The sequence below is a fragment of the Fischerella sp. JS2 genome, from assembly GCF_032393985.1.
Lineage (GTDB): Bacteria > Cyanobacteriota > Cyanobacteriia > Cyanobacteriales > Nostocaceae > Fischerella.
The window spans coordinates 5,721,734-5,746,550 of the sequence record NZ_CP135918.1; the positions used below are offsets into that span (position 1 = coordinate 5,721,734).

Sequence of the window (24,817 nt, forward strand, 5' to 3'; positions counted from 1 at the left end):
ACTTTGCCATCTCGGCATAAGCCAAGACGGCAAGTAGTCTCACCAATTACCAATTACCAATTATGTTTATTATTCGAGAATTTACCAGAGCCATTCGCATAACTATATTACTGTGGTTGGTGACAGCAATTATTTACCCGGTTGCTGTTTTGGGAGTCGGTCAAGCTTTTTTTAAAGAAAAAGCAGACGGTAGTATTATGCAAAATATCCAAGGCAGAGCAATTGGCTCAGCTTTAATTGGTCAACAGTTCCGTTCTGAAAGGTATTTTCAAGGTCGCCCTAGCGCTGTTAGGTATAGCCAAGGAAAATTAGGTAGACCGACTGGTGTATCAGGTGGAAGCAATCTTGCTCCTAGTAGTCCAGACTTGCTTAACCGTGTAGTTGAGAAGTCTAGTGAACTTAGTGATGAAAGCATTCAACCCTTCGCTGACATCATCTACACTTCCGGTTCTGGTTTAGATCCACATATTTCTGTGAGAACAGCACAAGAACAGCTAGAAAGGGTGGCTCGTGCGCGTAATATTACTCGAGAAGAGATAGTGCCATTTATCAAACAGTATACAGAGGGTAGATTTTTAGGTATCTTTGGCGAGCCTGGAGTTAATATTTTGAAATTAAATTATGCCCTCGACCTACAAGAAATTAACCGTAGGCAAAATCAATAATATTGTTGGTGGTTAGTGGTTAGTGGTTAGTGGTTAGTAGTAATTCCTCCACTCCACCCTACGGGAAGCCACTTGCGTGTCTACACACTCTACCCTTACCTTAAGCCGCTACGCGTCTACACACTCCCCATCTCCCCATCTCCCCACCTCCCATGTACCCAGCCCGTCGTGGTAAACACAAAATTTTTATCGGTATGGCTCCTGGTGTTGGCAAAACTTACCGGATGCTAGAAGAAGGTCACGCACTCAAAGAAGAAGGGATTGATGTTGTGATTGGGTTGTTGGAAACCCATGGACGCAAAGAAACAGCCCAGATGGCTGAGGGATTGGAAATACTACCCCGCAAACAAATTCCACGGGGTAGTTTAACGTTGACGGAAATGGACACTGACGCTATCTTGACGCGATCGCCTCAACTAGTATTAATCGATGAACTCGCTCATACTAATGTCCCTGGTTCACCCCGCGAAAAGCGCTACCAAGACGTAGAAATTATTTTGCAAAATGGCATTGATGTTTACTCCACGATGAATATTCAACATCTGGAGAGCCTCAATGACTTGGTAGCAAGAATTACTGGCGTAGTGGTACGCGAGCGTGTACCTGACAGAGTTTTGGATGAAGCTGATGAAGTTATAGTAGTAGATATTACCCCAGAAACACTACAAGAAAGGTTGATAGAGGGGAAAATCTACGCCCCGCAAAAAATCCAACAAGCACTTGATAACTTTTTTCAACGTCGCAACTTAATTGCTTTACGAGAACTAGCACTGCGAGAAATAGCTGACAACGTTGAAGAAGCCAGAGAAATGAGTGCAGGCTTGGCAAACGGTGTGAATCCGCAAGGTCAATTCTGTAATATTCAAGAGCGGGTATTAGTATGTATTTCCACTTATACTAATTCGTTGCAACTATTACGTCGGGGCGCGAGGATAGCTAATTACATGCACGCTCCTCTGTTTGCTGTATTTGTTGCTGATCCTGACCACTTCCTTACTAAAGAAGAAAGCTTGCACATAGATATGTGTGAGAAGCTATGTAAAGAATTTGCAGGCAATTTTATTCGTGTTCCTAATAGTGATGTCGCAGCAGCGATCGCAAAAGTAGCTGAGCAATATCGTATTACCCAAATCGTCATTGGTGCAAGTCAGCGATCACGTTGGCAAATTCTCCTCAAAGGTTCTCTCACCCATAAATTACTGCGATTGCTAAAAAACACTGATTTGCATATCATCGCTACAGATAAAAAAATGGATTCTTAGAAAAAAGCTCGTAGACGTGATCGCTTTAACGTTTGCTGCGACCACACAAGTAACACAACTTTGCGTTCTTCTGCGCTTACCTCCGCGCCCTCTGCGTTTAAAATCCTAGCCCTTTGATAGTGTAAGTTAAAGTGATGTATTTTTCTTAGTGTCTTGGTGGTGAAAAGCTTAAATGAGGACTAAAGTCCTCACTACAAACCTATCAAAATTAGCGTGTAGAGACGCGCCATGACGCATCTGTACAATATTCATATGTATCACTATGAAAGTCAAAATTGATCGGCTAAACCTTCCCTTTAATATCCAAAAAGTTCTGGATGTGGAAGGTGGGTTACAAAATTTCCAATAATTGTGCTTCACTCAATTGAGTAATCCCTAGTGCTTCGGCTTTTGCCAATTTTGAGCCTGCGTCTTCTCCCACAATTAAATAGTCTGTTTTTTTACTAATTGAATCAGTAACTTTACCACCTGCTTTTTGAATTAATACCTTGGCTTCATCGCGTTTCAAAGTGGGTAAAGTGCCAGTAATTACAAAAGTTTTACCTGCAAGTTTTTGATTGTCACTATCACCTGTAACTGCGGTGTCTGCTGTGGTGGCAAATTGTAAACCTGCTGCTTGCAAGCGTTGAATTAATGTTTGATTGGCGCTGATGCGAAACCATTGATAGATGCTATCGGCAATTTCTGCACCAATACCATAAACTCCTTCGATTTTGGCACGTGATGCTTCTGCTAACTGTTCAACACTCTGGAATTTTTCTGTTAACAATTGGGCTGTGACATTACCAACATGACGGATACCTAAACCATATAATACTCTTGACCAAGGTTGGTTTTTGGAGTTAGCGATCGCATCTACTATTTTCTCTGCCGATTTTTTCCCCATTCTTTCTAATTCAAATAATTTGTCGCTTTTCAACTCGTATAAATCGGCAACAGAATGTACTAATCCTTTATCGACAAGTTGATGTACCAGCTTTTCGCCGATACCGCGAATATCTAGGGCATCACGGCTTACCCAGTGTTCAATTGCTCCTTTGAGAATAGCAGGACAAGAAGTATTGACGCAGCGAGTCACGGCTTCTCCCATTTCCCGCACTACGCTTTGACTGCATACTGGGCAATGGCTGGGCATAACAAAGGGTTCTGTGTCTGGGGGACGGAGTTCTTTGAGGACGCGCACGACTTCGGGAATGATTTCCCCAGCTTTGCGGACTATTACAGTGTCACCAATGCGGATGTCTAATTGGGCAATGCGATCAGCGTTATGTAGTGTAGCACGAGATACAGTTGTACCTGCTAATTGTACGGGACGCATCTCTGCCAAGGGAGTGAGCGCGCCTGTTCTGCCTACATTCACGGCAATATTTTCTACACGGGTGGGTGCTTCTTCGGCGGCGTACTTGAGTGCGATCGCCCAACGGGGAAACTTTTGTGTAAACCCTAGCTGTTCTTGCAGCTTAAAGGAATTGATTTTTACCACCACCCCATCAGTCATATAGGGTAAATTCAGCCGTTCTGTATCCCAGTGTTGATAATATTCTGCAACTTCTGCTAATGAAGTACACAGCCGTTGATTGGAATTAACGCGAAAACCCATTTTTTGCAATAATGCCAAAGCTTCCCATTGACTACTAGCAATACTCGCATCGTCCCTACCAGGAATTTGTAGCGTGTAGGCAAAAAAATCTAATCTTCTTTGCGCCACAATGCGAGAGTCTAGCTGTCTGAGTGTACCGGCGGCGGCGTTACGAGGATTGGCAAATAATGACTCGCCTGCTTTTTGCCTTTCTTCATTGATTTGTTTAAATACATCTAAGGGTAAGAAGGCCTCACCCCGCACTTCTACCCGTTCAAAATTTTTCAATCCTGCTAAATTTAACCGCAAGGGAATTGCACGAATTGTTCGCACATTTTGAGTGATATCTTCACCCACCACTCCATCACCCCTAGTTGCACCCCTGACAAGAACACCATTTTCATAAGTCAAAGCCAAAGCATTACCATCTATCTTTAATTCACAGACATAGTCTGCTGCTGTTTGTGGAGGTACTTGTCGCCGCCAGCGTTGATCCCAAGCCTGTAACTCATCAATATTAAACGCATTTTCTAAACTATACAGTGGGATGTTGTGGCGAACCGAAGTAAACTGGGTAGCAGGTTTTTCACCCACACGCTGAGTTGGGCTATCTGGTGTTACCAATTCTGGATACTGGGTTTCCAGGCTTTGCAATTCTCGATACAACTGGTCATAAACTGCATCCTCCATGATCGGAGAATCAAGGACGTAGTAGGCATAACTAGCCTGTTGTAGTAGCTGTCGCAATTCCTGAACTCGTTGTTTTACTTCTGCTTTTATCGGTTCCACCAAAGATATCTCCTTTTTTGCCCAAACGATAGACTTGTTGCAAAAGTCGAGAAATGGTAAAAGGGCAAGGCAGAGGGCAAAAGGCACCAGGGCAGAAGGCACCAGGGCAGAAGGCACCAGGGCAGAAGGATAAATACTAACACTTCACCCTTCATACTTCCCCCTTCATCCTTCATCCTTCATACTTCTCCCTTCCCCCTTCACCCTTCTCTCAACTAGCTATATAGATTAATCAAATTTAACGAACCCAGTCCTCTACTTCATAGAGGAAACGGGTTCCCCTAATCAACTTGCGATTTGCAGAAGTGCTTTGGACAAAAACAACGTATTTTTCCAGGTTACTGGGTTTGATGCGAACCGTTGCACCCACAGGTAGCCCTAACATTTCTCGGGCTGCTTCCCCTTCAAATAAATCACCTGTTGTTCTATCCATCAAGATAATTTCTTTATGACCTTGGATAGTTTCGGTTTTAGTAAATTCATAAAAACCCCGTCCGACTTTAAAGTTAAGGTTATTTTCTCCCACAAACACTTTGATTGAGATATCTTTATCAACTTCTAATACCTGGAAACGTCCTGGCGGAACCGCCCTTAAATCAGCAGCTTCATAATAGGATTTTCCCTCCCGCTTCATCATGGAATTAAATATTTGATTTAATCCCCGACTCATACGTCCTTGATCGATTACTTCTTGTTCGTAAGCTTGCAATTTTTCATTAGAAGATTGCTGATAGCAAACCGCCAAGAATAAATCAGTAATATAGGAAAACTGGTCTAGGTTGACATGAAAACCACCAGATTTTTCTGCAAGTTCTTGATAAAAAAGAGTGGCGTGAGAACGATTAAGGGCTTGCACTCCATATACCATGATTCCCTTGTCGGCTAAGGTATCAACTTCTTGACGCCAATTTAATTTTTGAGGATTGTGTGCTGGTGGATGGGGGACATCATCACCGATTAACACTAGGGATTTGGAAGCCGTATCAGACCAAGATAAAAATTGTGCTTCATGTAATACTAGTTCATAACATTCTGGTGCATCACCGCCACCTGTTGGTTCGACGTTTTGGACAAATTCACAAATTGCATCTATATCACTGGAAATATCAAATTTTTTGATGACATAGGTCGAACCTTGATCACAATAATCTCCATGAGCGATAATACCAATTTTCATCTGAGGAATTTCGCCCATTAGGCGTGTGACTGTTTCTTTGATTTTTCGTCTTACCTGTGTGAGGCAAGGATACATACTTCCAGTGGTGTCAAAGCTGAAAACAACTTCAATGTTGGTGTTCATAGCTACTTAATAAGGAATTTGCAAAGTCACTGATGCTTCTACACGTTGTTCACCTAGAATTACGGGTGTAGGGTAGCAACTTGTTCGTTCGTAAGATATACAGTAGCTAGTACAGATTCTTAGGAGGCTGCGCTCATAGCCTGTTTTTGAACTCGTGCGATCGCCTCATCGGATTTTAACTTAATTAAACAGGAATTTGAATTATAAATTCAGTTCCTTGTTCTGGTGATGAAACACATTGTAATTTACCACAATGATTTTCAGTAATAATTTGGTTACTAATTGCTAGTCCTAATTTATTTTCGTGAATTTTAGGTTGGGTTGAAAAAAAAGGTTGAAATATTTGGCTTTGTAATATATCTGACATACCCTTACCATTATTAGTGATAGTAATTTTTACTGCCTCTTTGTCAATGTTAGTGGAAATCCGAATTTGAGGATTTACCCTTGTTTTTTTATCCTTTAATGTCCAATGACTTATAACAAATGAATTATCTAGAGAATCAATAGAATTTACCAATATATTCATAAATACTTGATTAATTTGTCCTGAATAACATTCAATTTTGGGTAAATTACCATATTCTTTGACTACTTGAATGGCAGGACGTTTTGACTTAGCTTTCAAGCGGTACTGTAGAATGAGTAAAGTTGTCTCAAGCCCTTGGTGAATATCAACAAGCTTTTTTCGCTCTCCATCAGCGCGTGAAAAATTTCTTAGGGACTGCATAATGCCACGTATGTTATCAGTTCCTAACTTCATTGAAGATATCAGTTTTGGTAAGTCTTCGAGAACATGGTCTAGATCCATTCGCTCTATTTTATCTTCAATATCACTGCCTGGGTAGGGAAAATTAATTTGGTAAAGTTTCACTAAATTAATCAATTCTTCTACATAAGATTTAGCGTAATATAAATTGGTAGAAATCAAACCTATAGGATTATTAACTTCATGGGAAATACCAGCAACTACCTGTCCTAAAGAGGAGATTTTTTCTGCTTGAATTAATTGTAACTGAGTTTTTTTAAGTTGTTCTAAAGCCTGAAAAAGTTCGTATGTTCGTTCTTCTACACGTTTTTCTAATTGTTGCTTTTGCTGGTCTAATTCTATATTTAATCGTCGCAATTTTAAATGTAATTGAACTCTTGCCAACACTTCATTTTGCTGAAATGGCTTAGTTATATAATCAACTGCTCCTAAACTTAAGCCTTTAACTTTTTCTTCTATATCTGAAAGAGCGGTAATAAAAATAATAGGAATATCTTTTGTAGATAGATCTGCTTGCAATCTACGACAAGTTTCAAACCCATCTAATTTTGGCATCATAATATCTAATAATATTAAATCAGGTGGATTGTTTTTTGTCTGTTCAATCCCACTGATACCATCCATTTCCACTAATACTTCGTAGCCAGCACCACTTAAAGTTGTATATAGAACTTCCAGATTTGTAGGACTATCATCTATTACTAAAATAGTTGCCGTAGTATTAGTGTTTTTTTCTGTTTCTTGATCAAAAAATAATTGTTTTTTAGTGTTAGTATATTTTATCATTTTTAATAAAAAATAGATGTACAAAATTATGTGATATTCTTTTTCAAAAAATGACGAATTTGTTGGATATTAAAACACTGAACTAATGAGTCTAACTTTTTGACAAATTCCTGATATCGCTCATCCATTGCTGCTAACTTATCTAATTCTTGTTTAATTCCTTTAATTTGTCCTTTCTTCACATACTCCAATAACTTAATTAATTCTGTCTTTGGTGGTATCGCCATTGTTTGTAATCTAGAAGATTTTTCGGAATAGTCTTGCTGCTTATTTTCTACTTGTTCATAAATCCAATTTAATTGAAGATATTTTGAAAGCATACGGTAAAGCTCTTTTACTTTTACTGGTTTAACTAAAAAGTCATTTGCGCCTGCTGCTAAACTTTTGTGGCGTTCACTATCAAATATACTGGCAGAAGAAATAATGACTATAGTATTTTGCATTGTTTCTGACTGTCGTAGTTGTGATAGCATTTCTCTGCCATCCATGATAGGCATTGTTGTATCGGAAATAATTAAGTCTGGCTGATATTGATTAGCTTTTTCTAACCCTTCTTGTCCATTACTCGCTTCTATAACAGTGAACCCAAGAGTTTGTAAAAGATTAACAATTAATGAGCGATTTTCCCAACGATCATCGACAATTAAAATTGTTTTTCTACTACCAGAATAGCCAATAATTTTCCCAGTGCTAGTAATAATACTACTTTCTGTCCAATCGTCAGCAGTTGGACATTCTATTTCAAATTCAAAGATACTACCTTTGCCTAACTCACTTTTGACGGATATGCTACTACCCATGATTTCTACGATTTTCTGGCTAATAGTTAATCCTAATCCTCTACCTTCATTTGGAATTTTGTAATCTCCTAGTTGCTCAAAGGGCAAAAATATTTTGTTTAACTGTTGTTTACTGATACCTATGCCTGTATCTTCTACAGCAAAATATATGTATATGTAAGATGTTTTTTCCTGGCTTTTTCTAACTTTTACCTGTAATTTTACACTGCCTGCTTCTGTAAATTTAATCGCATTACTAACTAAGTTAATTAAGACTTGCCGTAATCGTTTTTTATCAGTAGTAATGCCTGCTGGTAAATTTTCTGGAGGTTGGTAAATAAATTGAATATCTTTTTGTTCTGCTTGTATGCGGCAGATTTCTACTATCCCTTGTAGAAAAGAAGGCAGATGAAAATCGGATGGATAAAGCTGCATTCTATTTGTTTCTATTTGGGAAATATCAAGAATGTCATTAATTAATGTTAATAAATGAGAACCACACTTATGAATAATTTCAATGCCACGTTGTTCTCTTTTAGTTATATTCTGAGAACGTTGAAGGATTTCTGCGTAACCTAAAATACCATTTAATGGTGTACGAAGCTCGTGACTCATGTGGGTCAAAAATTGACTCTTGGCATGATTAGCAGCATCAGCAGCAAGTTTGGTTTCTTTTTGTTCTTCTAAAAGGGTTTTGATATAGCCAATCAGTTGATTCAAACTAATTGCTAATTTTCCTAACTCATCAGTTGTAGTTACAGGTGCTTGTAAGTCAAAGTTAGATTCTGCGATCGCTTTTTCGACAATATCCGTAATTGTTTGAACTGAACGAGCGATCGCCTGACGGGTGTAAACTATTAAAAGCAGAGTCATGCTAAGACTCAATCCTATACTGGCAATAATAATTGGTATTTGTAGCCTTTGAGCTTGCAGTAAAGCAATCTCTGCTTGTTCTTCTTGTGTTTCAGCTACTACAATCACAGTTGCTAATTCATCTTGGAATTGTAACATTTGATTGCTATTCTCACTCGCTGCAAACTCTGCTAGCAATTGATTGGCTTTTTTAAGCTTATTAGAATTGAAAGTCAGTGATTCAATCTGATGTAAGGTTAATTCCAAGCTAGAGGGGAAATTTTTCCAGGTGCTGTGATGCTTGGTTAGTAGCGGTTTTAGTTCTTTGATGGCTGAATTTGCAGCAGATGAATTAATTTGTTTGAGTAATTGTCTTGCTACAGTAATTTGTTTAGTTGCTGCTAATTCCGCTTTCTGAAAACTTTGTGGAGTTTGGAAATTGGCAGAAATTTTTGGGAATAACTGTAAGTTAAAAAGAGTATTTTGGAGTTTACTTAATTGCTGACGCTCTTGACGAATGATTTTTCTTTGCTGATCGGCACGATGCAGGTAATAATCACCTGAAACAACCCCTACAGTAGTTCCCAAAACCATAATACCAAGTGCGATCGCGTAACTAAAATATATTTTGGTACTGATGCTAAAACGATTGATTATCTGATTAACTTGATTTTGAGGGTGAAATGACCAGCTAGATAAATGCAGAGAGTTTTGTTCATCTCTGTTGGTATCAGACTGAGAAATTTTCTGCTTAGAAGCTGGATAAGTCATGCGTTTATGGTGGTTGCATGTAGTTGCATGTAGCTATTGTGGAAAAAATTATAAGTAAGTGCGATCGCTTGCGTATCTGGCTACATTTGTTATAGTTCCCGTAGGCAAAGAAAAACTAACACAATGAAACGATGATGGTCAGGGATGATTATGTTCAGTTCTTTCTCTCACTACTAGCTTGTTTTTCTTTAATAATCTGCTGATTAATAGATCACCCTCATATTTGATTTTTGTGAAGCTAGGTATACTTTATGTTAATAGTTCCCGCTTTTCATGAATAAGTTCATAAATCAAACTGGATTTTTCTATAAGTTCAAAATTCCCACAGAAGTTTATGGAAATGAGAAACCCGATTTCTTTGTAGAAATCGGGTACAAATAATACTGAGTCTATATTTAATAGTAAGCAGATTAGCGCTTAATTGAGTGCTAAAGCATTCACTACAAACACTGTAACCTTTCTTTAAAGGAGCCTGTTATACAGGAATTTGTGTCTCAGCTTCTAGCTTAGCCAGTCTTTGTGCAAGAAGTTGCTCTAAGGTTTCTAATGCTTTGGTGAAACCTTTGATACCTTCATCTAATTTTTCTGATGCCATACGATCAGCAGTGTGCATCTTGTCAAAGGTGGCTTTGTCCATAGAAATTTTTTCAATTGCCATCCCTGATGCTTTGCTAGCATCGAGTTTACGAGGCAGTTCTCCAATTGTTGCCTGTAACTCACCCAGTAGCGCGGGAGAAATGGTCAGCAAATCACAACCTGCCAATTCAGTAATTTCGCCGAGATTACGGAAACTAGCTCCCATAACTTCGGTTTTGTAACCAAATTTCTTGTAGTAGTTGTAGATTTTTGTCACAGATAATACCCCTGGATCTTCTGCTGAGGGGTAACTATCCCGTCCGGTTTCTTTTTTGTACCAGTCGAGAATTCGTCCCACGAAGGGAGAAATGAGAGTTACACCAGCTTCTGCACAGGCGATCGCTTGGTGAACCCCAAACAATAAGGTGAGATTGCAGTGAATTCCTTCCTTTTCCAAAATTTCAGCAGCACGAATACCTTCCCAAGTGGAAGCAATTTTAATCAGAATGCGTTGGCGAGAAACTCCGGCTGCTTCGTATTGAGCAATCAACTCTCGTGCTTTAGTAACAGTAGCTTCTGTGTCGTAAGATAAGCGTGCATCCACTTCTGTGGATACTCGTCCAGGGATGATTTGCAAAATCTTCAATCCAAAGGACACCGCTAAACGGTCAAATGCCAAAGAAACTACTTGAGCTTGAGATGCACCAGAACCAAGGTCTTTTTTTGCTTGCAGTAAAGTTTGATCAACAATTTCTTGATATTCTGGCATTTGTGCTGCCGCTGTAATCAAGGAAGGGTTAGTAGTCGCATCTTGGGGCTTGAATTTTTCAATTGCTTGAATGTCTCCAGTATCTGCGACCACAACGGTCATTGCTCGCAATTGTTCTAGTAAATTCTTTGACATGGTTTACCTCTTGAATTTTGTTTTTCAGGACTTATATAACTAGGTTGTAGTGGTCTTGATAGCTGAATTATTGGTGATGAGTAATCGGTAATTGAAAATTAATATATTTCATTACTTATTACCAATTACACCGAAAGAATTTCGCAAAAGCCCTGATTGAATTCCCTCCAGACCTATTCTAGGCAAGTTCTGCCAAGGTTGATTGTGCGATTGTATGCAGTTTTTTTAAATCATTTTGCATTTTTCCTAATAATGGAATATTGACAACCCTAGTAACCATAATTATTTGGACAATTTTTGACCCTTGTTGTGCTTAAATAACTGAATATTTAAATCACAAATTCTTCAGCTTTTTTTCAGTATTGGCACTGAAGATTAAATAAGTTTTTAAATTTAAAAAAGAGTTTTTATATAATTTAATAATTATTTAAATATATGTAATTTTGTGTAAGTATATAATCCTCCATCTGCCTAATATCCCATTCCAGAATTTATTCCGAGGCAGGATAAATTCTGTGTGGTAAGACTTGGTGTACACCATAGGTAAAACCGGGAGGGAGGATTCTTTAAGTCTACTTTAGTAGACTCATTTTTTAGATAACTTGTGCTATCAGCCAAGGATTTTAATCCTTGGCAATTTTTGATAGTGATGAGAAATCAGTGTAGACGCGTAGCGGCTTGCCGCAGGCTACAGTTAACAGTAAATAGTTAACAAATTGCTTTGATAACTGATAACTGATAACTGTTAAACCGCTACTGCAAGACCTTGCAAAATGCCTTCTTTTTGTGCCATAGCTAACATCAGGTCAATGACTCGATTGGAGTAGCCCCATTCGTTGTCGTACCATGCCACAACCTTGAAAAAGTTGGGATTCAGTTCAATACCAGCACCAGCATCAAAGATACTTGAGTGGCTATCTCCCTGGAAATCTGTGGAAACTACTTCCTCGTCTGTGTAGCCTAATACACCCTTGAGTTCGCCTGTCGCTGCTGCTTTCATTGCCGCACAGATTTCCTGATAACTAGTAGCTTTAGCTGTTTTGAAGGTTAAATCAACCACAGAAACATCAGGAGTGGGAACCCGGAATGCCATACCAGTCAATTTGCCTTTTAACTCAGGCAAAACTAACGCCACAGCTTTTGCTGCTCCGGTAGAAGAGGGAATAATATTTTGTGCAGCACCACGACCACCACGCCAGTCTTTTTTGGAAGGGCCATCGACTGTGGGTTGAGTAGCAGTCATGGCGTGGACTGTAGTCATTAATCCTTCTGTCAGACCAAAATTATCATTGATCACCTTAGCGATGGGAGCCAGACAGTTAGTAGTACAACTGGCATTGGATACAACAGTATCTTTCGCTGGATCAAACAAATGATGGTTGACACCCATTAATAGGGTTTTGACTCGGTCTGGATCTTTAGTAGGGGCAGAAATGATCACCCGCTTGGCTCCGGCTTGCAGGTGGTTTGCTGCCCCTTCATAATTGGTAAACAATCCTGTAGATTCAACTACATAATCTGCACCTAATTTACCCCAGGGCAATTCTGCTGGATTCCGAATCGATACGCAAGGAACAAAATGCCCATCAACAACGATGCCATTATCCTTTGCCTCAACGTTACCCCTATACATCCCGTGGGTAGAGTCATACTTCAACAGGTAAGCAAGATTATCTGGTGGTACAAGGTCGTTAATGCCTACAAACTCTATGTTGGGGTTAGTAATGCCAGCACGAAATACTAGACGCCCAATTCTACCAAACCCGTTGATACCAACTTTTAACTTAGCCAAGATTTACCTCCTATTCTGGGAAGTTGAACAAAGGAGAAACTAAAGCAAATTACATATTACTGCTTGCTTTTTCGATCCTGACAGTCTGATTTGGCGATCGCGTATTTGCTTGGCATCTTTTAATGTTTAGGCTGGGGGGATTGGGGAGTGTGGGGAGTGTGAGGAGTGTGTAGACGCGTAGCGGCTTAAGGTAAGGGTGGAGTGTGGGGAGTGTGGGGAGAATAATATAGTAACTAATTCCCTTTGTCTCCCTTGTCTGGTTTTTCCTCCTTGTCCTCCTTCCCTTGTCTCTATTCCACAGACAGGCTGAGTTCGGAATTTTGAGTAGTCTCTGGATTCTGGGTGAAGCGTTGCCAAAAACTCAACATTTGCTCGCCTACCTGTTGCGGATAGAAGTAGTGAAAGAAATGATATCCTTGAGGACATTCCCAGAGTATATCTTCTGGCTTCAACCAGTTCTGCCAGTCTTGCAACTCTGGTAGGCTGACAACTGGATCGTTCTTACTACCACATACGAGCATTGGTATAGAAACCCCACCTTCAGGTAAGTGAATTAATCGAAACAGAGAATGGGGTGTAGGAGATTCGTCTAAATCTCTAATCAGGGCAGTTAGTAGCTTTTTGGTATTTGCGGGAGATTGATGACCAAACAAAGTCCGCACACTGTTTACTAAAACTTGCTCACGACTAAGAGGAAACAACAGACGTTGCTGATAATAGTGTGCTTGCCAAGTGTTGGCGCTTTGAGATGCAACAGCCAACAACGATAGTGATCGCACTTTTTGCGGATAGCGACGGGCAAATAATAAAGCGATCGCCCCATTCATACCATGACCAGCTAAATGCACCGGGCGATCATGCGATTTTAAAAAATCGTATAGCAGTGCTACTGCTGCATCTAGAGAACAAGCTTCATCTTTGGTTTGAATGTATTCCCATCGTGCCACTACAACATATTTAGATAGGTATTGAAGTAATGGTTTGTCTAAACCCTTCAAACTTGGACTAGCATTTAACCAAAGAACATTACAGAACTTAGACATAAATACCTATTTAGATTTCATATTCAGAGTTTTGAATCTTTATTTTTTAGTAATACAAATGCGTATTTAAAAAATTTGGCTGAATAATTTAATTGAGAGTTATGAATCCATGCTCAAGATTTTTGTGTATTCTTTCCTCTAATTTGAAGTAAGAGTATAAAGAAAATATATTTTTCTCCTCAACTCTTCGATTGAATTAGATAATACCAATTTGGAAAAAGAATGCAACACACCAATCGTATCAGACCCCTTCCCAACCCTAAACGAGGTCGCTTAGGACGCCGTTAGGCGGGTGAGGTTATCTGTCCTTAAACATTTTTGAATTGGTATAAGCTAATAATTCTATCTTCGGAATGATTAATTTTGAGTTAATTTATATATCTCAATAAATCAACTCATAAATTTAGTATTTAATATTATTCTAAGTCTGAAATTCTAAATTCTGGTTTTTCTTACTCAAAATTTAAACTTTTGTACAGATAAACATTTTGTATTCTAAGAGGGATTTAGCTACAAAACACCTTTATAAGCAAAAATATTTATTTAATTTATTTACTCACACTTTTACTCGTTCTGCCGTTAATTAGGTTTCACTATCTTCATCTATTGCTAGTCCAGTAACCTCACTAGTTCTCTGTGAGGTTCATAAAGATGCCAAGTTAGACAACTAATAGTTAAATAATCATACTCGTTAAAAACACTGATATCTAATTGAAAAATATCGTGTAAATTTACTACATGATTACTGAACTTATCTTGAATTATTTTAGCAAATGTGTTTCTTGAGAGCGACACATCGGCAGTGATCGCAACCCATTATAGATAGAATAAATTTGATCGTGTATAAAGATTAGTAGCAGTTTAATGGTGGTATCAATATATTAGTTCTGACAGCTAAAACCATTGTGTCAACGGTGTGTGATGCCTGGTTGAAGGCGTGGTTCTTGGTAAAGCAGTTTACCCAATCAGCGAATCAGGACTCAAGTCATGAAATCTTCAAGCGCTAAAGTGCTTACTATAAACTGTGATTTTCTCGATTTGTTTTGGTGCATTCATTTCAGTAAAAAGCTGAATAGCTTTGTCAAAATTCACTTTACTTTCATGTAGATTGCCGATACTTTGAGTAGTTAAAGCCAATTGCAAATAAGCGATCGCTAAATCACACTTCGCACCAATTTTCTCTAAAAGGTCAATAGCTGCTAAATGTTGAGTAAGAGCTAATTCATATTTTGTTTGCTGTCGATGGATTTCTGCTAAACCATTGAGAGTTTTGGCTTTTACTTGCATGTAATGGCTTTCTTCTGCACAATTCAAGGCGATAGTGAATAATTCTTTGGCTTTGGTAAAATCTCCTAAATTCACGTAGGTTTGACCGAGGATTTGAATAAAATAGGCAAATCTACCTGTTTGTTTTAGAAGACTTTCTGTAGTGATAGAGTGATAAATTGCATCTGCTAATCTATAAGATGCTTCATATCGACCTAAATAGGAATAGACTAGAGATAAACACACGGTTGCTTTTTCTGCCCAGCGATGATGAGTAGTGTTGTGAGCTAAATCGATAACTTGTCGAAATAACTGGGCAGATGCTTCTAATTCCCACAAATCAATTTGATAAAGACCTATGCTTAAAAGGGAATCTACCTCTAGCATCTTCAAATAGTAAATTTGATGTTTATTTTCTAAGCTATCAGCTAGAAATTGAAGTAATCGACTTGCTAAATGAATCGTTTTTTCTTGACATGTAATAGCTAGATATATTTTTCCTGTAATCCAGTATAAATCACCTAAAATATTGTATAATTCGCTGAAATTTTGGTCAGAATTAACATTGTAAATTACCTGATTAATAGCAGCAATTAAAGGTTGCACCCAACCCATACGATATAGGGTACTACCAAGGGGTAAAAACTGTCCCCATTGATTATTTCTGCTATTAAGAATAACTTTGCCTGCTAATTCAAACTTGTTAATTTCCAGATTATGATAATAAGCTTCTAGGGCTTGCAACGCATCTTTAAATGTGGCAATTTGTTTGACACTCGCTGTCCAAAATTCAGCGGCTTTGTGGTTGGTAATTTCCCATTCTTCACTCTGGCGTAAACGTGCGATCGCATCTGCACGAATCACTGGATGCAACCAATATTGCCCTTGATGACACTCTACCAAACAGCGATTCCGCAACGAAGCGATCACTTGCCGATGTTGTGAAGACGGAACGTCCCACAATAAACTCAATAATCCCTGCGTAGGGATTTGGGGTATATCTTGGTAACGATAACATCCTAGACGACAAAGTAACTGGTAAGCTTGGGGATCGAGGACTTGCAAACGATTTATTTGACTCACCACCAAATTTTTTAAGTCTGTTGTAGACAGAGGATCAGCGTGATTCTCTTGCCAATAAACAGCCATGTCACCGTCAAAATCTTCTTGAATCGAACCGCAGAGAATACCCATTGCTTTGGCATTCCCCCCATAGGCACGATGCATAGTTTCTAGGGTGGGTAAGTCGATTGCTAATCCCCGGTTACTAAAAAATTGCTGCCATGCTGTTTGATCTAAACCAGGTAAACGATAATGTTCTACATTTATTCCTGGTTCGCAAAGGCGATCGCGACTAGTTATCAAGGTGACAGATTGTACCCTGGCATCTGTTAAAATCCGCAATAACTCTACATAGTTGCGGTGGGAAGCAATCAATTGTCCTTGTCCATCAAGCGCAGGTTCAAGATTATCAATCAAAACCCCGATTCTACTGTTATGGAGTTGTCGCTTTAATCGTCCTAGCGTCACCCCAAATTCCACCCCCGGTTCTTCCTGAAAATCCTGTTTTAACCACTCTTCAACTACGTGTTCTACTGCCGTGATATTTTGAGTCTCTTTCGCCATCAACAATTCTAATACCAACTCAAAACCTTGAGTTTGCAGATATTGCTGAGCCAGAGTTGTCTTACCTACTCCTCCTTCACCCTGGATCACAATAACTTTCATACCTTGATCTACTAAACTATTCAGGTCAGCAATGGCTGCTGTGCGGCCGAGAAAATTGGCATTTTCTGGATTGATGCTAGAGTGATGAGTAACTCGTGGATAGTCAAGTAAATTAGCGATCGCACTTGTTTTTCTAACAATCCGTTCTAAAGTAGAGCGACAATTACTTTTGGTAATCTTCTGCTGCAATGCGAAAGACAGCAACTTCCATAACTGGGAACCTACATCCTTGGCGTGTCCTTCTGTACAACCGTAGTAATTAGCGATTTCTAGGTATTTTCGACCCTGCCAAACTTGCTGAAGAATAACTTTTTGGAGTTCGCTCAACCGTTCTCCGGTCTGAGCAGGAATTGTGGTATCTAACCATGCTAATACTGCTTCAGCGTCCATTGTTTATCAGTTATCAGTTATCAGTTGTTAGTTATCAGCTTTCTAAATTTGGGTATGAGTCTGTTTTCTGATAACTGTTTACTGTTCACTGAAATTTTAGTCTACAGTTCCAGACCTGGAATTTTCTGATAAGTTTCTGTAAATCCGACTTTTTTCCCTACTTTTGCTAACTTCTGAATCAAGCCAAGTTTATACAACTTCTATGTTGATTGTAGATGACTTGTTTCCTGGTTTAGAATTAACTGTCAGACAAATATTTGAAGAAGCAGAATTAATTTAATACATATTCCTCGTCCTACTTTTTACCCGACTCTGTTAATTGAGGTAATTTGTAAAATTCCCTACTTTCCCCTACAGACAAACCCCTGTTAGGTCGCTTAAATTGGGCAACAAGTAAAAATCGTAAGTAAAAAAATATGCTTATTACCACCAGCCCACTTATGGAAGATTTAGCAGGTCAGTTATATACTCAGCCTCATTACTTTCAGACTCAACGCCGGATTAAATCTCTTGTAGATCGCTATTTGACGGGCGAGAAGTTATGCGATCGCCTGCAAGATTTACCGTTGCAATTTCAAAATCCCCAGCCGCGTCCTTGGGAACCTATTGACTGGCAAGCAATTAATTATAACCAAATCATCAGTATAAACCCAGAGGTATTTTTGTCTGTGCTTGTAGGTGCGTTAGATACAGAAGCACCCATCCGGGGCTATACACAAACAAGCCGCCAGTATTTGCAAAATTTACACCCACAAATGGCGCGGTTTGTAGGTGGAACAGTGGATGAAATCGGAGAGTTAACAGAATTGGGTTTGTGGGAAAAAGAAGAACGTCAACATACCCCTGCCTTACTCAAAATCTACCAGCAATTAACAGGCGAAAAAATCACGCCTACCCTCCGCACCGTCAGAGGTTATCTTCCCACTAATGACCCCCATGAAGACTTGTATCGTCATGGATTACACCGCGTAGCTACAGAATACGGCGCGACTTGTCTTTATCTCTGGTTGATGGCGCACACCACAGGTACACTCCAAGATGTTTTAGAAGAATTGGTACTAGACGAAATTAACCACATGACAAAATTCTGGGGATTTGGCGTTTGGGCATATCCTGATACTGGGTTGCTGCGGATAGGACGGACATTGATGAAGACGCGCCATCAGAATTACATGCGTAATAACCTTTTGCGTACCTTAAAGCGGATGATGGCGACACTGAAATGGGACGCTTGGTCTTTAAATAATAAAGCAACTCTCATATTTACCTTCACCTATACAATGCAGCGTCTGTGGGTTTGGCATAGTAGCCTGACACCAGAGTATTTGCAAAGTTTGTTTGGAGAGTTAGTAGTTAGTGGTTAGTAGTTAATAGTTGGTTGTTGGTGGGTGGATGACAAAAACGCCTACCCATGATCCATCGGTGTCCATCTGTGTGTATCAGTGTTCGATTTATAAAAAATAATTTTTACCCTCGCTTCAACTCAAATTAATTCTCAAACCCATGACATTTCAACTTTCTGCCAAATTACCCCCAGATTTAGACCCCCAAAACTTACCCCAACATGTAGCCGTCATTATGGATGGAAACGGGCGATGGGCAACCCGTCGTGGTTTACCACGTATTGCTGGACATCGCCAAGGAGCAAAAACACTCAAAGAACTATTACGATGCTGTAAGGATTGGGGAATCAAAGCATTGACAGCTTATGCTTTCTCTACAGAAAATTGGCGACGTCCCACTGAAGAAGTGGATTTTTTGCTGCATTTGTTTGAACGTTTACTGCGCCGCGAGTTAACACAAATGCATCGCGAAGGAGTGCGAATCTCGTTTATTGGAGATTTATCAGTTTTACCGAAGTCCCTACAAACAGAAATGCAGCGTTCAGTGGCACAGACACTACACAACCAAGCCATCCACTTTACCGTTGCAGTCAATTACGGAAGTCGTAACGAAATTATCAAAGCATGTCGTGAACTGGCGGTACTTGTGCAGCAAGGAGAACTCAACCCCCAACAAATAAATGAAAGTTTAGTAGCACAACACCTCTACACAAAAGATACTCCTGAACCAGATTTATTGATTCGCACTAGTGGAGAGATGCGGTTAAGTAACTTTTTGTTGTGGCAACTTGCGTATACAGAGATGTATTTTACTGATAGTTTCTGGCCTGATTTTGACCGTACAGCCTTTCACCAAGCTTTATTAAGTTATCAAAAACGCGATCGTCGTTTTGGTCAAGTTAAAGCTTCAGCTTAGTGTTAGGGAGATGGGGAGATGGGGAGATGGGGAGATGGGGAGATGGGGAGATGGGGAGATGGGGAGATGGGGAGATGGGGAGATGGGGAGATGGGGAGATGGGGAGATGGGGAGATGGGGAGATGGGGAGATGGGGAGATGGGGAGATGGGGAGTGTGGGGTGTGGGGAGTAGTAAGCCATTAACTACTAATGTACAGACGCGATGTTCCTCGCGTCTCTACCCACTAACCACCAACAACCAACAATCAACCACTTTTGTTAATATCTTTCTAATAGAACTTTTACTTCTTGTTCTAAATCCCAATCTTTCATTGCTTCCCATTCGGCTTGACGCACAGCAATAAAAGCTGTTGACAACTGGGGATTTAAAGCATTTAAAAGCACGTTATCTTGGTTGAGGTGAGCGATCGCTTCGCCTAAATTTGTGGGTAAAGGGTCGATTTTTTGGAGTTTGCGATCATCTGGTGTCAGGTATCCAGGATCTATAGCTACTGGTTGTCCTAGTTCCAAATTATGTTGCACCCCGTCTAATCCGGCTGCAATCACCGCACCTAAAGCCAAGTAAGGATTTGCTGATGCATCTACTGTTTTGACTTCAAAATGTGTGGGAATGCCGAATCCAGTTGTACTGGGTACTCTCACTGCTGCCTCACGGTTGTCTAATCCCCAACAACGAAAAGCACCACTCCAAGCATGAGGACGAATTCGGCGGTAAGAATTAACACAAGGTGTCGTCAATGCCATCAGTGCTGATAAATGCTTCAGAATGCCAGCAATGAAAGCTCTTGCCACTTCAGATAAACCACAAACACCTTGGGCATCAGGTAACAAATTTTGCTCATTTCGCCATAGACTCAGATGAATATGACAACCACTACCCGCTGACTCAGGAAAGATTTTTGGTAAAAAAGAAGCTTTCAGATTGTGACGCCTAGCTATGGCTCTTACCGTCTCTCTATAGGCAATTTGCCAATCAGCAGCACGCAATGCTTCAGTATATCGTATGGATATTTCCTGTTGACCAGGGCCAGACTCTGGATAATATTGTTCTACAGGAATGCCTTGGCAAATCAAAGCTTCAGCAATATCATCAATAACTTCGTAATTAATATCCATTGCCTGGGTAGAGGCAAAAAGTGTAGAGTCTGCGGGTACAATGCGATCGCCTAATTGTTGCAGCAGGTAAAACTCATTTTCAAAGGCAGCCTGTACTTCTAATCCTTGACTTTTTGCGGCTTCTACCATCCGCACTAAAAAATGGCGCGGACACAAATTCCAGGCTTCATTGTTTAATTTCATGTTTCCCATGACACGAAAATGAGCCGGAGAATAGGATAAAGCAGTTAAGCTAGACCAATCGGGAACTAAGGAAACTTCACCTACTGGCCCCAAACCAGTTTTGCGAACAACAGCATCATACATGACTGGAACACCCTGTTGTCCTACGGATATACCCACACCATGCTCAAAGTAATGGGGTAGCATCTCCACATGCACAGCTTTAGCACGAATTATATTGGCGTTATCACACCAAAGGATACGGACAAAGCTAGCATCAGCCTCTTTTAGGGTTTTTCTAACTTTTTTGAATAAAATGTTTTCAGCCATCTGTCTTAATAAATGGGTGTAAGGGTACAAGGGTGTAGGGGTGTAGGAGGAGTCAAATTTTCATGCCCTCATTGTGGTTATCATTGCTCATGGGGATCTAGCTTGAAAGTAACCTCACCCCGTCAAGAGAGGACACCCCTCTGGTGAACTCGCAAAGAGGGGAAGCCGTGAGGTCTTTGTTTTATTCATTTTGATGTACCCAGTTTATGACGGCTACCAACAAAAAGATAAAATACTAAAAACGTGAGGGAAAGAGAAATTTTTAGTGATGAAATCGCAAATTCCCAAGTTACCACTGCCAGCATCACTTGTAGGCTCAGAAATTGGCACCTTTACTGAGTTTACTGTAACTCAAAGGATGCCTGCTATTGCTCGTCGAGTCATCGCGGAAAACAATTTCTCACTCAATATTAATGAAAGTTTAGAAAACTTAGCTAATCAGTTGCCATCAGGATATTTATTAGCTTTCAGAGATGATACTGGAACTGATGTAGGAGATTGGAAAAAATATTTAGAACCCTACAAAGGTCAGCGTTGGATAGATATCCCTTGGTTTTTTGCTGAAACTTATTTTTACAGATTAATTCTCAATATTACTAATTATTTTCAATCTAGTGAATGGCAAGGTGTAGATCCGTTCCATTTACAAAAATCTCAAGGATTAAATACATCCTTAGATGCGATTATTGCTTTGTGCTATCAAGTAAACCAATGGTTGAAGGACAGCCAAAAAGATGGGAAAATAAATCAAAATATTTTGATTACACTTTTACATTTTGCACTTTGGGGCAATCGTGTAGATTTAAGTTTATGGTCAGCATTTGAAAGCGATCGCAGTAATTTTGATGTTGAAAATCAAAAAGATCATATCTTAGTAGATGATGCTATTTTAGTTACAGAATTATTAATTAGCAGTAGATGCCAACAAGTTGATTTTGTAGTTGATAATGCTGGTTTTGAGTTAATTTGTGATTTGTGTTTGGTAGATTTTTTATTAGGTAGTGGTGTCATTAAGCAAATTAGGTTGCACTTAAAACCTCACCCTACTTTTGTATCTGATGCCATGATTAAAGATGTGTATGATACGGTCGACTTTTTAGCAGTATCTCACCATCAACAAGTGGTAAATGTCGCAGAAAGATTACAAGCTTATATTGCGTCAGGAAAGTTAATTCTGGGTGATGATTATTTTTGGACATCGCCTCTAGCTTTTTGGGAAATACCCGAATCACTCAAACAAGAGTTAGCTGATGCAGATTTATTGCTGATTAAAGGTGATGCCAATTATCGTAGATTATTAGGAGATAGACACTGGGATTTTACTACTAATATTGCAAGTATTATATGTTATTTACCAGTGCCAGTTGTGGCATTACGCACCCTCAAATCAGAAGTAGCAGTAGGTTTACAACCAGAAGTAATTGAAAAAGTATCAAAATTTGATTCTGATTGGTTGACAAATGGACAGTGGGGTGTAGTGCAGTTTGTAGAGTAATTAAATAGACTTGTTGTAGAAATCGGGGGGAAAGAATTAAGTAAATTAAATTATGCAAAAATCAGCTGTAAATCTAAAATAAAACCAGAGAGAACATCTTCACCAGATAAACTTGTAGGAGATTGTAAAACTTCCGGTGCTTGATTAGGACGATAAATTATTACTTGTTTCTCTTTGGGATTAATTAACCAACCAAGTAATAATCCCGAAGCTAAATATTCCTGCATTTTGGCTTGAGTGTCTTCCACATCATCGGTTTCTGTAACCAATTCCACCGCAAAGTCAGGACACAAGGGGAGAAATTTTTTTCTTTGCTCTGGTGTCAGAGCATCCCACCTTTCCATTTTCACCCAAGAAGCATCAGGAGAACGAGTTGCACCATTGGGAAGTTTAAAACCAGTGGAAGAATCAAAGGCTTTTCCTAAATTTTTTTGACTGTTCCAAAACCATAGTTGACCTAACAAATCAAAATTACGGTTCCCTGTTTCTCCCCCAGTGGGTGGCATAATTACCAATTCTCCTTCAGCTGTTAATTCTAAACGCAACTCTTTATTGATAGCAACAATCTGCTCAAATTCCTCATCTGTAAATTTGAGATTAGGAGGTAATTGTAAAGTTAAAGCAGTCATAATTAACGTCATGCAGAAGTTTCTAACCTCAGCGTAGCAGAGTAGGAATAGGGAGTTAATTTGGTGTCTTGGTGTCTTGGTGTCTTAGTGCTTAAAAAATCGACTTTTGAACCACTAAGATACTAAGGTGAAAAGCCCAAAATTTGGTAAGGCAAAAAGCAGATTTACGGGTCATAAAGCATATTTATAAATCAAAAACCTGATTTAAGAGTTATGAACCTAATTTACGAATCAAAAAATCTCTTCCCAATCCCCGATCCCTTTTCAACTCTTTTCGCTATCTAACATTAACATCTGACCTGGATCATAGCGATCGCCTGCTACAGCATCAGGTGGGATTGCTGCTTCAATACTGGCAAGTTCATCATTTGTAAGGTGTAGATTTATAGCACCAAGCGCTTCTTCTAACCGATTGCGACGCCGCGCTCCGATCAGAGGAATGATATCATTACCTCTTGACAAAACCCAAGCGATCGCCACTTGTGCAACAGTAGCATTCTGTTCTTGGGCAATACTACGGAGTGCTTCAACTAGTGATAAATTCCGATCTAAATTCTCTCCCGAAAAACGCGGTAAATGACTGCGGAAGTCCTGCGCTGTTTGGGAACGGTCTTTCGACCAATGACCACTCAACAATCCCCGCGATAGTACACCGTAAGCTGTGACACCAATTCCCAATTCACGTACAGTTGGGAGAATTTCATTTTCAATCCCACGACTGAGAAGTGAGTATTCGATTTGCAGCCAGGTAAGCGGATGAGTCGCATGGGCGCGTCGCAGTGTGTCTACACCTGCTTCAGACAAGCCGATATACCGAACATAACCAGCTTGCACCATGTCAGCGATCGCTCCAATTGTATCTTCAATTGGTACTGCTGGATCAACGCGGGCTGGTTGATAAAGGTCTATATAATCTGTTCCCAGACGTTGCAATGTATAAGCAAGTGCGGTCTTTACTGCTTGAGGACGACCATCAAAACCGATAAAATTGCCATCAGGCGATCGCAGCGCTCCAAATTTGACTGCAATAAAGACATTTTCCCGTCTTCGTCCTGTCAGCGCTTCATGCAGTAACAGTTCGTTATGACCCATTCCATAAAAATCCCCAGTATCCAGTAATGTTATACCTGCATCAAGAGCAGTATGAATTGTAGCGATGCTTTCCTCTCGGTCGGCGGGTCCATAAAAATCTGACATACCCATACATCCAAGACCGATTGCTGATATGGTCGGTCCGTTTTTTTCCGGCTGACGCGTTAACATGGTTATTTCTCCACTGCGGTCATGAGATTTAATGCGGCAGGAAAATGACAAAAATCAACTTCAGCTTACAGCAAAGCAAGTGAAATTCAAAATACTAGTGATTTAATTGAAAGTTTATTGATTAACCATTTCTACACTCAAGCGAATCCTTTTTACTGTTTGGGTTTCTCCAATAGGACAAAAATTAATCTCAGCATTTTTGTTTACGGGAACACTATCATCTTTTAATGTATATATAGTAGGTAATTGATCTAATCCTTGATATTTGTATATACCTTGAGGTATGAACTTCAAGCTTGATTTTTCCCCTG

At 39.6% G+C, this 24,817-nt stretch carries 17 protein-coding genes; 6 read left to right on the forward strand and 11 right to left on the reverse strand.

Going from position 1 to position 24,817, the window contains the following annotated elements; translation table 11 throughout:
* Positions 1-62: 62 nt before the first annotated feature.
* Both kdpC and RS893_RS24380 read left to right on the forward strand, forming a co-directional pair.
* On the forward strand, positions 63-665 hold the full coding sequence (gene kdpC / locus RS893_RS24375; protein WP_315788252.1) for a K(+)-transporting ATPase subunit C: 603 nt from the start codon (positions 63-65) through the stop codon (positions 663-665).
* Between the two features lie 152 nt (positions 666-817).
* Complete coding sequence (locus tag RS893_RS24380; protein WP_315788253.1) at positions 818-1,927, forward strand: universal stress protein; 1,110 nt, start codon at positions 818-820, stop codon at positions 1,925-1,927.
* Between the two features lie 331 nt (positions 1,928-2,258).
* Here RS893_RS24380 and ligA read toward each other — a convergent pair whose 3' ends face one another.
* The 8 genes from ligA to RS893_RS24420 form a co-directional block, all read right to left on the reverse strand.
* Positions 2,259-4,295: an NAD-dependent DNA ligase LigA gene (ligA, locus tag RS893_RS24385; protein ID WP_315788254.1), complete on the reverse strand. Its 2,037-nt coding sequence runs from the start codon at positions 4,293-4,295 to the stop codon at positions 2,259-2,261.
* A 238-nt stretch (positions 4,296-4,533) separates the two neighbouring features.
* The gene (locus RS893_RS24390) at positions 4,534-5,595 is read right to left on the reverse strand and encodes a VWA domain-containing protein (RefSeq protein ID WP_315788255.1); all 1,062 of its coding nucleotides are present in this window, start codon (positions 5,593-5,595) and stop codon (positions 4,534-4,536) included.
* A 184-nt stretch (positions 5,596-5,779) separates the two neighbouring features.
* The gene (locus RS893_RS24395; RefSeq protein ID WP_315788256.1) at positions 5,780-7,150 is read right to left on the reverse strand and encodes a hybrid sensor histidine kinase/response regulator; all 1,371 of its coding nucleotides are present in this window, start codon (positions 7,148-7,150) and stop codon (positions 5,780-5,782) included.
* A 26-nt stretch (positions 7,151-7,176) separates the two neighbouring features.
* Complete coding sequence (locus RS893_RS24400) at positions 7,177-9,552, reverse strand: ATP-binding protein (protein ID WP_315788257.1); 2,376 nt, start codon at positions 9,550-9,552, stop codon at positions 7,177-7,179.
* 475 nt (positions 9,553-10,027) lie between these two features.
* Positions 10,028-11,032 (reverse strand): transaldolase, encoded by a 1,005-nt coding sequence (locus tag RS893_RS24405; RefSeq protein WP_315788258.1) that lies wholly within the window; start codon positions 11,030-11,032, stop codon positions 10,028-10,030.
* Between the two features lie 745 nt (positions 11,033-11,777).
* Positions 11,778-12,824 (reverse strand): type I glyceraldehyde-3-phosphate dehydrogenase, encoded by a 1,047-nt coding sequence (gap, locus tag RS893_RS24410; protein WP_315788259.1) that lies wholly within the window; start codon positions 12,822-12,824, stop codon positions 11,778-11,780.
* A 290-nt stretch (positions 12,825-13,114) separates the two neighbouring features.
* A complete protein-coding gene (locus tag RS893_RS24415; protein WP_315788260.1) occupies positions 13,115-13,867 on the reverse strand; it encodes an alpha/beta hydrolase in 753 nt (250 codons plus the stop codon).
* 996 nt (positions 13,868-14,863) lie between these two features.
* Entirely contained in the window at positions 14,864-17,251 is a 2,388-nt protein-coding gene (locus tag RS893_RS24420) for an NB-ARC domain-containing protein (RefSeq protein WP_315788261.1), read from the reverse strand.
* A gap of 416 nt (positions 17,252-17,667) precedes the next feature.
* Between RS893_RS24420 and RS893_RS24425 the strand changes: the two genes are divergently transcribed.
* The 3 genes from RS893_RS24425 to RS893_RS24435 all read left to right on the forward strand — a co-directional run bounded on the left by RS893_RS24425 (position 17,668) and on the right by RS893_RS24435 (position 19,683).
* Complete coding sequence (locus tag RS893_RS24425) at positions 17,668-18,615, forward strand: ferritin-like domain-containing protein (RefSeq protein WP_315788262.1); 948 nt, start codon at positions 17,668-17,670, stop codon at positions 18,613-18,615.
* Positions 18,616-18,754: 139 nt separating this feature from the next.
* Positions 18,755-19,510, forward strand: coding sequence for an isoprenyl transferase (locus tag RS893_RS24430; RefSeq protein ID WP_315788263.1), 756 nt, complete (start codon positions 18,755-18,757; stop codon positions 19,508-19,510).
* The gene (locus RS893_RS24435) at positions 19,510-19,683 is read left to right on the forward strand and encodes a hypothetical protein (RefSeq protein ID WP_315788264.1); all 174 of its coding nucleotides are present in this window, start codon (positions 19,510-19,512) and stop codon (positions 19,681-19,683) included. Before RS893_RS24430 ends, RS893_RS24435 begins: the two co-directional genes overlap by 1 nt.
* Before the next feature lie 86 nt (positions 19,684-19,769).
* Here RS893_RS24435 and RS893_RS24440 read toward each other — a convergent pair whose 3' ends face one another.
* The gene (locus tag RS893_RS24440) at positions 19,770-21,119 is read right to left on the reverse strand and encodes a glutamine synthetase (protein WP_315788265.1); all 1,350 of its coding nucleotides are present in this window, start codon (positions 21,117-21,119) and stop codon (positions 19,770-19,772) included.
* A 268-nt stretch (positions 21,120-21,387) separates the two neighbouring features.
* Here RS893_RS24440 and RS893_RS24445 point away from each other — a divergent pair, with 268 nt between their 5' ends.
* Entirely contained in the window at positions 21,388-22,614 is a 1,227-nt protein-coding gene (locus RS893_RS24445) for a damage-control phosphatase ARMT1 family protein (RefSeq protein WP_315788266.1), read from the forward strand.
* Positions 22,615-22,664: 50 nt separating this feature from the next.
* On the opposite strand, the gene RS893_RS24450 is transcribed toward RS893_RS24445, so the two are convergent.
* Together RS893_RS24450 and RS893_RS24455 are read right to left on the reverse strand one after the other, a co-directional pair.
* The gene (locus RS893_RS24450; protein WP_315788267.1) at positions 22,665-23,243 is read right to left on the reverse strand and encodes a Uma2 family endonuclease; all 579 of its coding nucleotides are present in this window, start codon (positions 23,241-23,243) and stop codon (positions 22,665-22,667) included.
* Between the two features lie 264 nt (positions 23,244-23,507).
* Positions 23,508-24,506, reverse strand: a complete 999-nt coding sequence (locus RS893_RS24455) for an aldo/keto reductase (protein WP_315788268.1) — start codon at positions 24,504-24,506, stop codon at positions 23,508-23,510.
* Positions 24,507-24,817 lie beyond the last annotated feature (311 nt).

Bases quoted from the DNA above. Each gene is read 5' to 3' on its own strand.
- kdpC (WP_315788252.1), top strand. From the start codon at position 63: ATGTTTATTATTCGAGAATTTACCAGAGCCATTCGCATAACTATATTA.
- RS893_RS24400 (WP_315788257.1), bottom strand. From the start codon at position 9,552: ATGACTTATCCAGCTTCTAAGCAGAAAATTTCTCAGTCTGATACCAAC.
- RS893_RS24405 (WP_315788258.1), bottom strand. From the start codon at position 11,032: ATGTCAAAGAATTTACTAGAACAATTGCGAGCAATGACCGTTGTGGTC.
- RS893_RS24415 (WP_315788260.1), bottom strand. From the start codon at position 13,867: ATGTCTAAGTTCTGTAATGTTCTTTGGTTAAATGCTAGTCCAAGTTTG.
- RS893_RS24390 (WP_315788255.1), bottom strand. From the start codon at position 5,595: ATGAACACCAACATTGAAGTTGTTTTCAGCTTTGACACCACTGGAAGT.
- RS893_RS24445 (WP_315788266.1), top strand. From the start codon at position 21,388: ATGAAATCGCAAATTCCCAAGTTACCACTGCCAGCATCACTTGTAGGC.
- RS893_RS24455 (WP_315788268.1), bottom strand. From the start codon at position 24,506: ATGTTAACGCGTCAGCCGGAAAAAAACGGACCGACCATATCAGCAATC.
- RS893_RS24425 (WP_315788262.1), top strand. From the start codon at position 17,668: ATGCTTATTACCACCAGCCCACTTATGGAAGATTTAGCAGGTCAGTTA.
- RS893_RS24440 (WP_315788265.1), bottom strand. From the start codon at position 21,119: ATGGCTGAAAACATTTTATTCAAAAAAGTTAGAAAAACCCTAAAAGAG.
- RS893_RS24380 (WP_315788253.1), top strand. From the start codon at position 818: ATGTACCCAGCCCGTCGTGGTAAACACAAAATTTTTATCGGTATGGCT.
- RS893_RS24430 (WP_315788263.1), top strand. From the start codon at position 18,755: ATGACATTTCAACTTTCTGCCAAATTACCCCCAGATTTAGACCCCCAA.
- RS893_RS24450 (WP_315788267.1), bottom strand. From the start codon at position 23,243: ATGACTGCTTTAACTTTACAATTACCTCCTAATCTCAAATTTACAGAT.
- RS893_RS24420 (WP_315788261.1), bottom strand. From the start codon at position 17,251: ATGGACGCTGAAGCAGTATTAGCATGGTTAGATACCACAATTCCTGCT.
- RS893_RS24395 (WP_315788256.1), bottom strand. From the start codon at position 7,150: ATGATAAAATATACTAACACTAAAAAACAATTATTTTTTGATCAAGAA.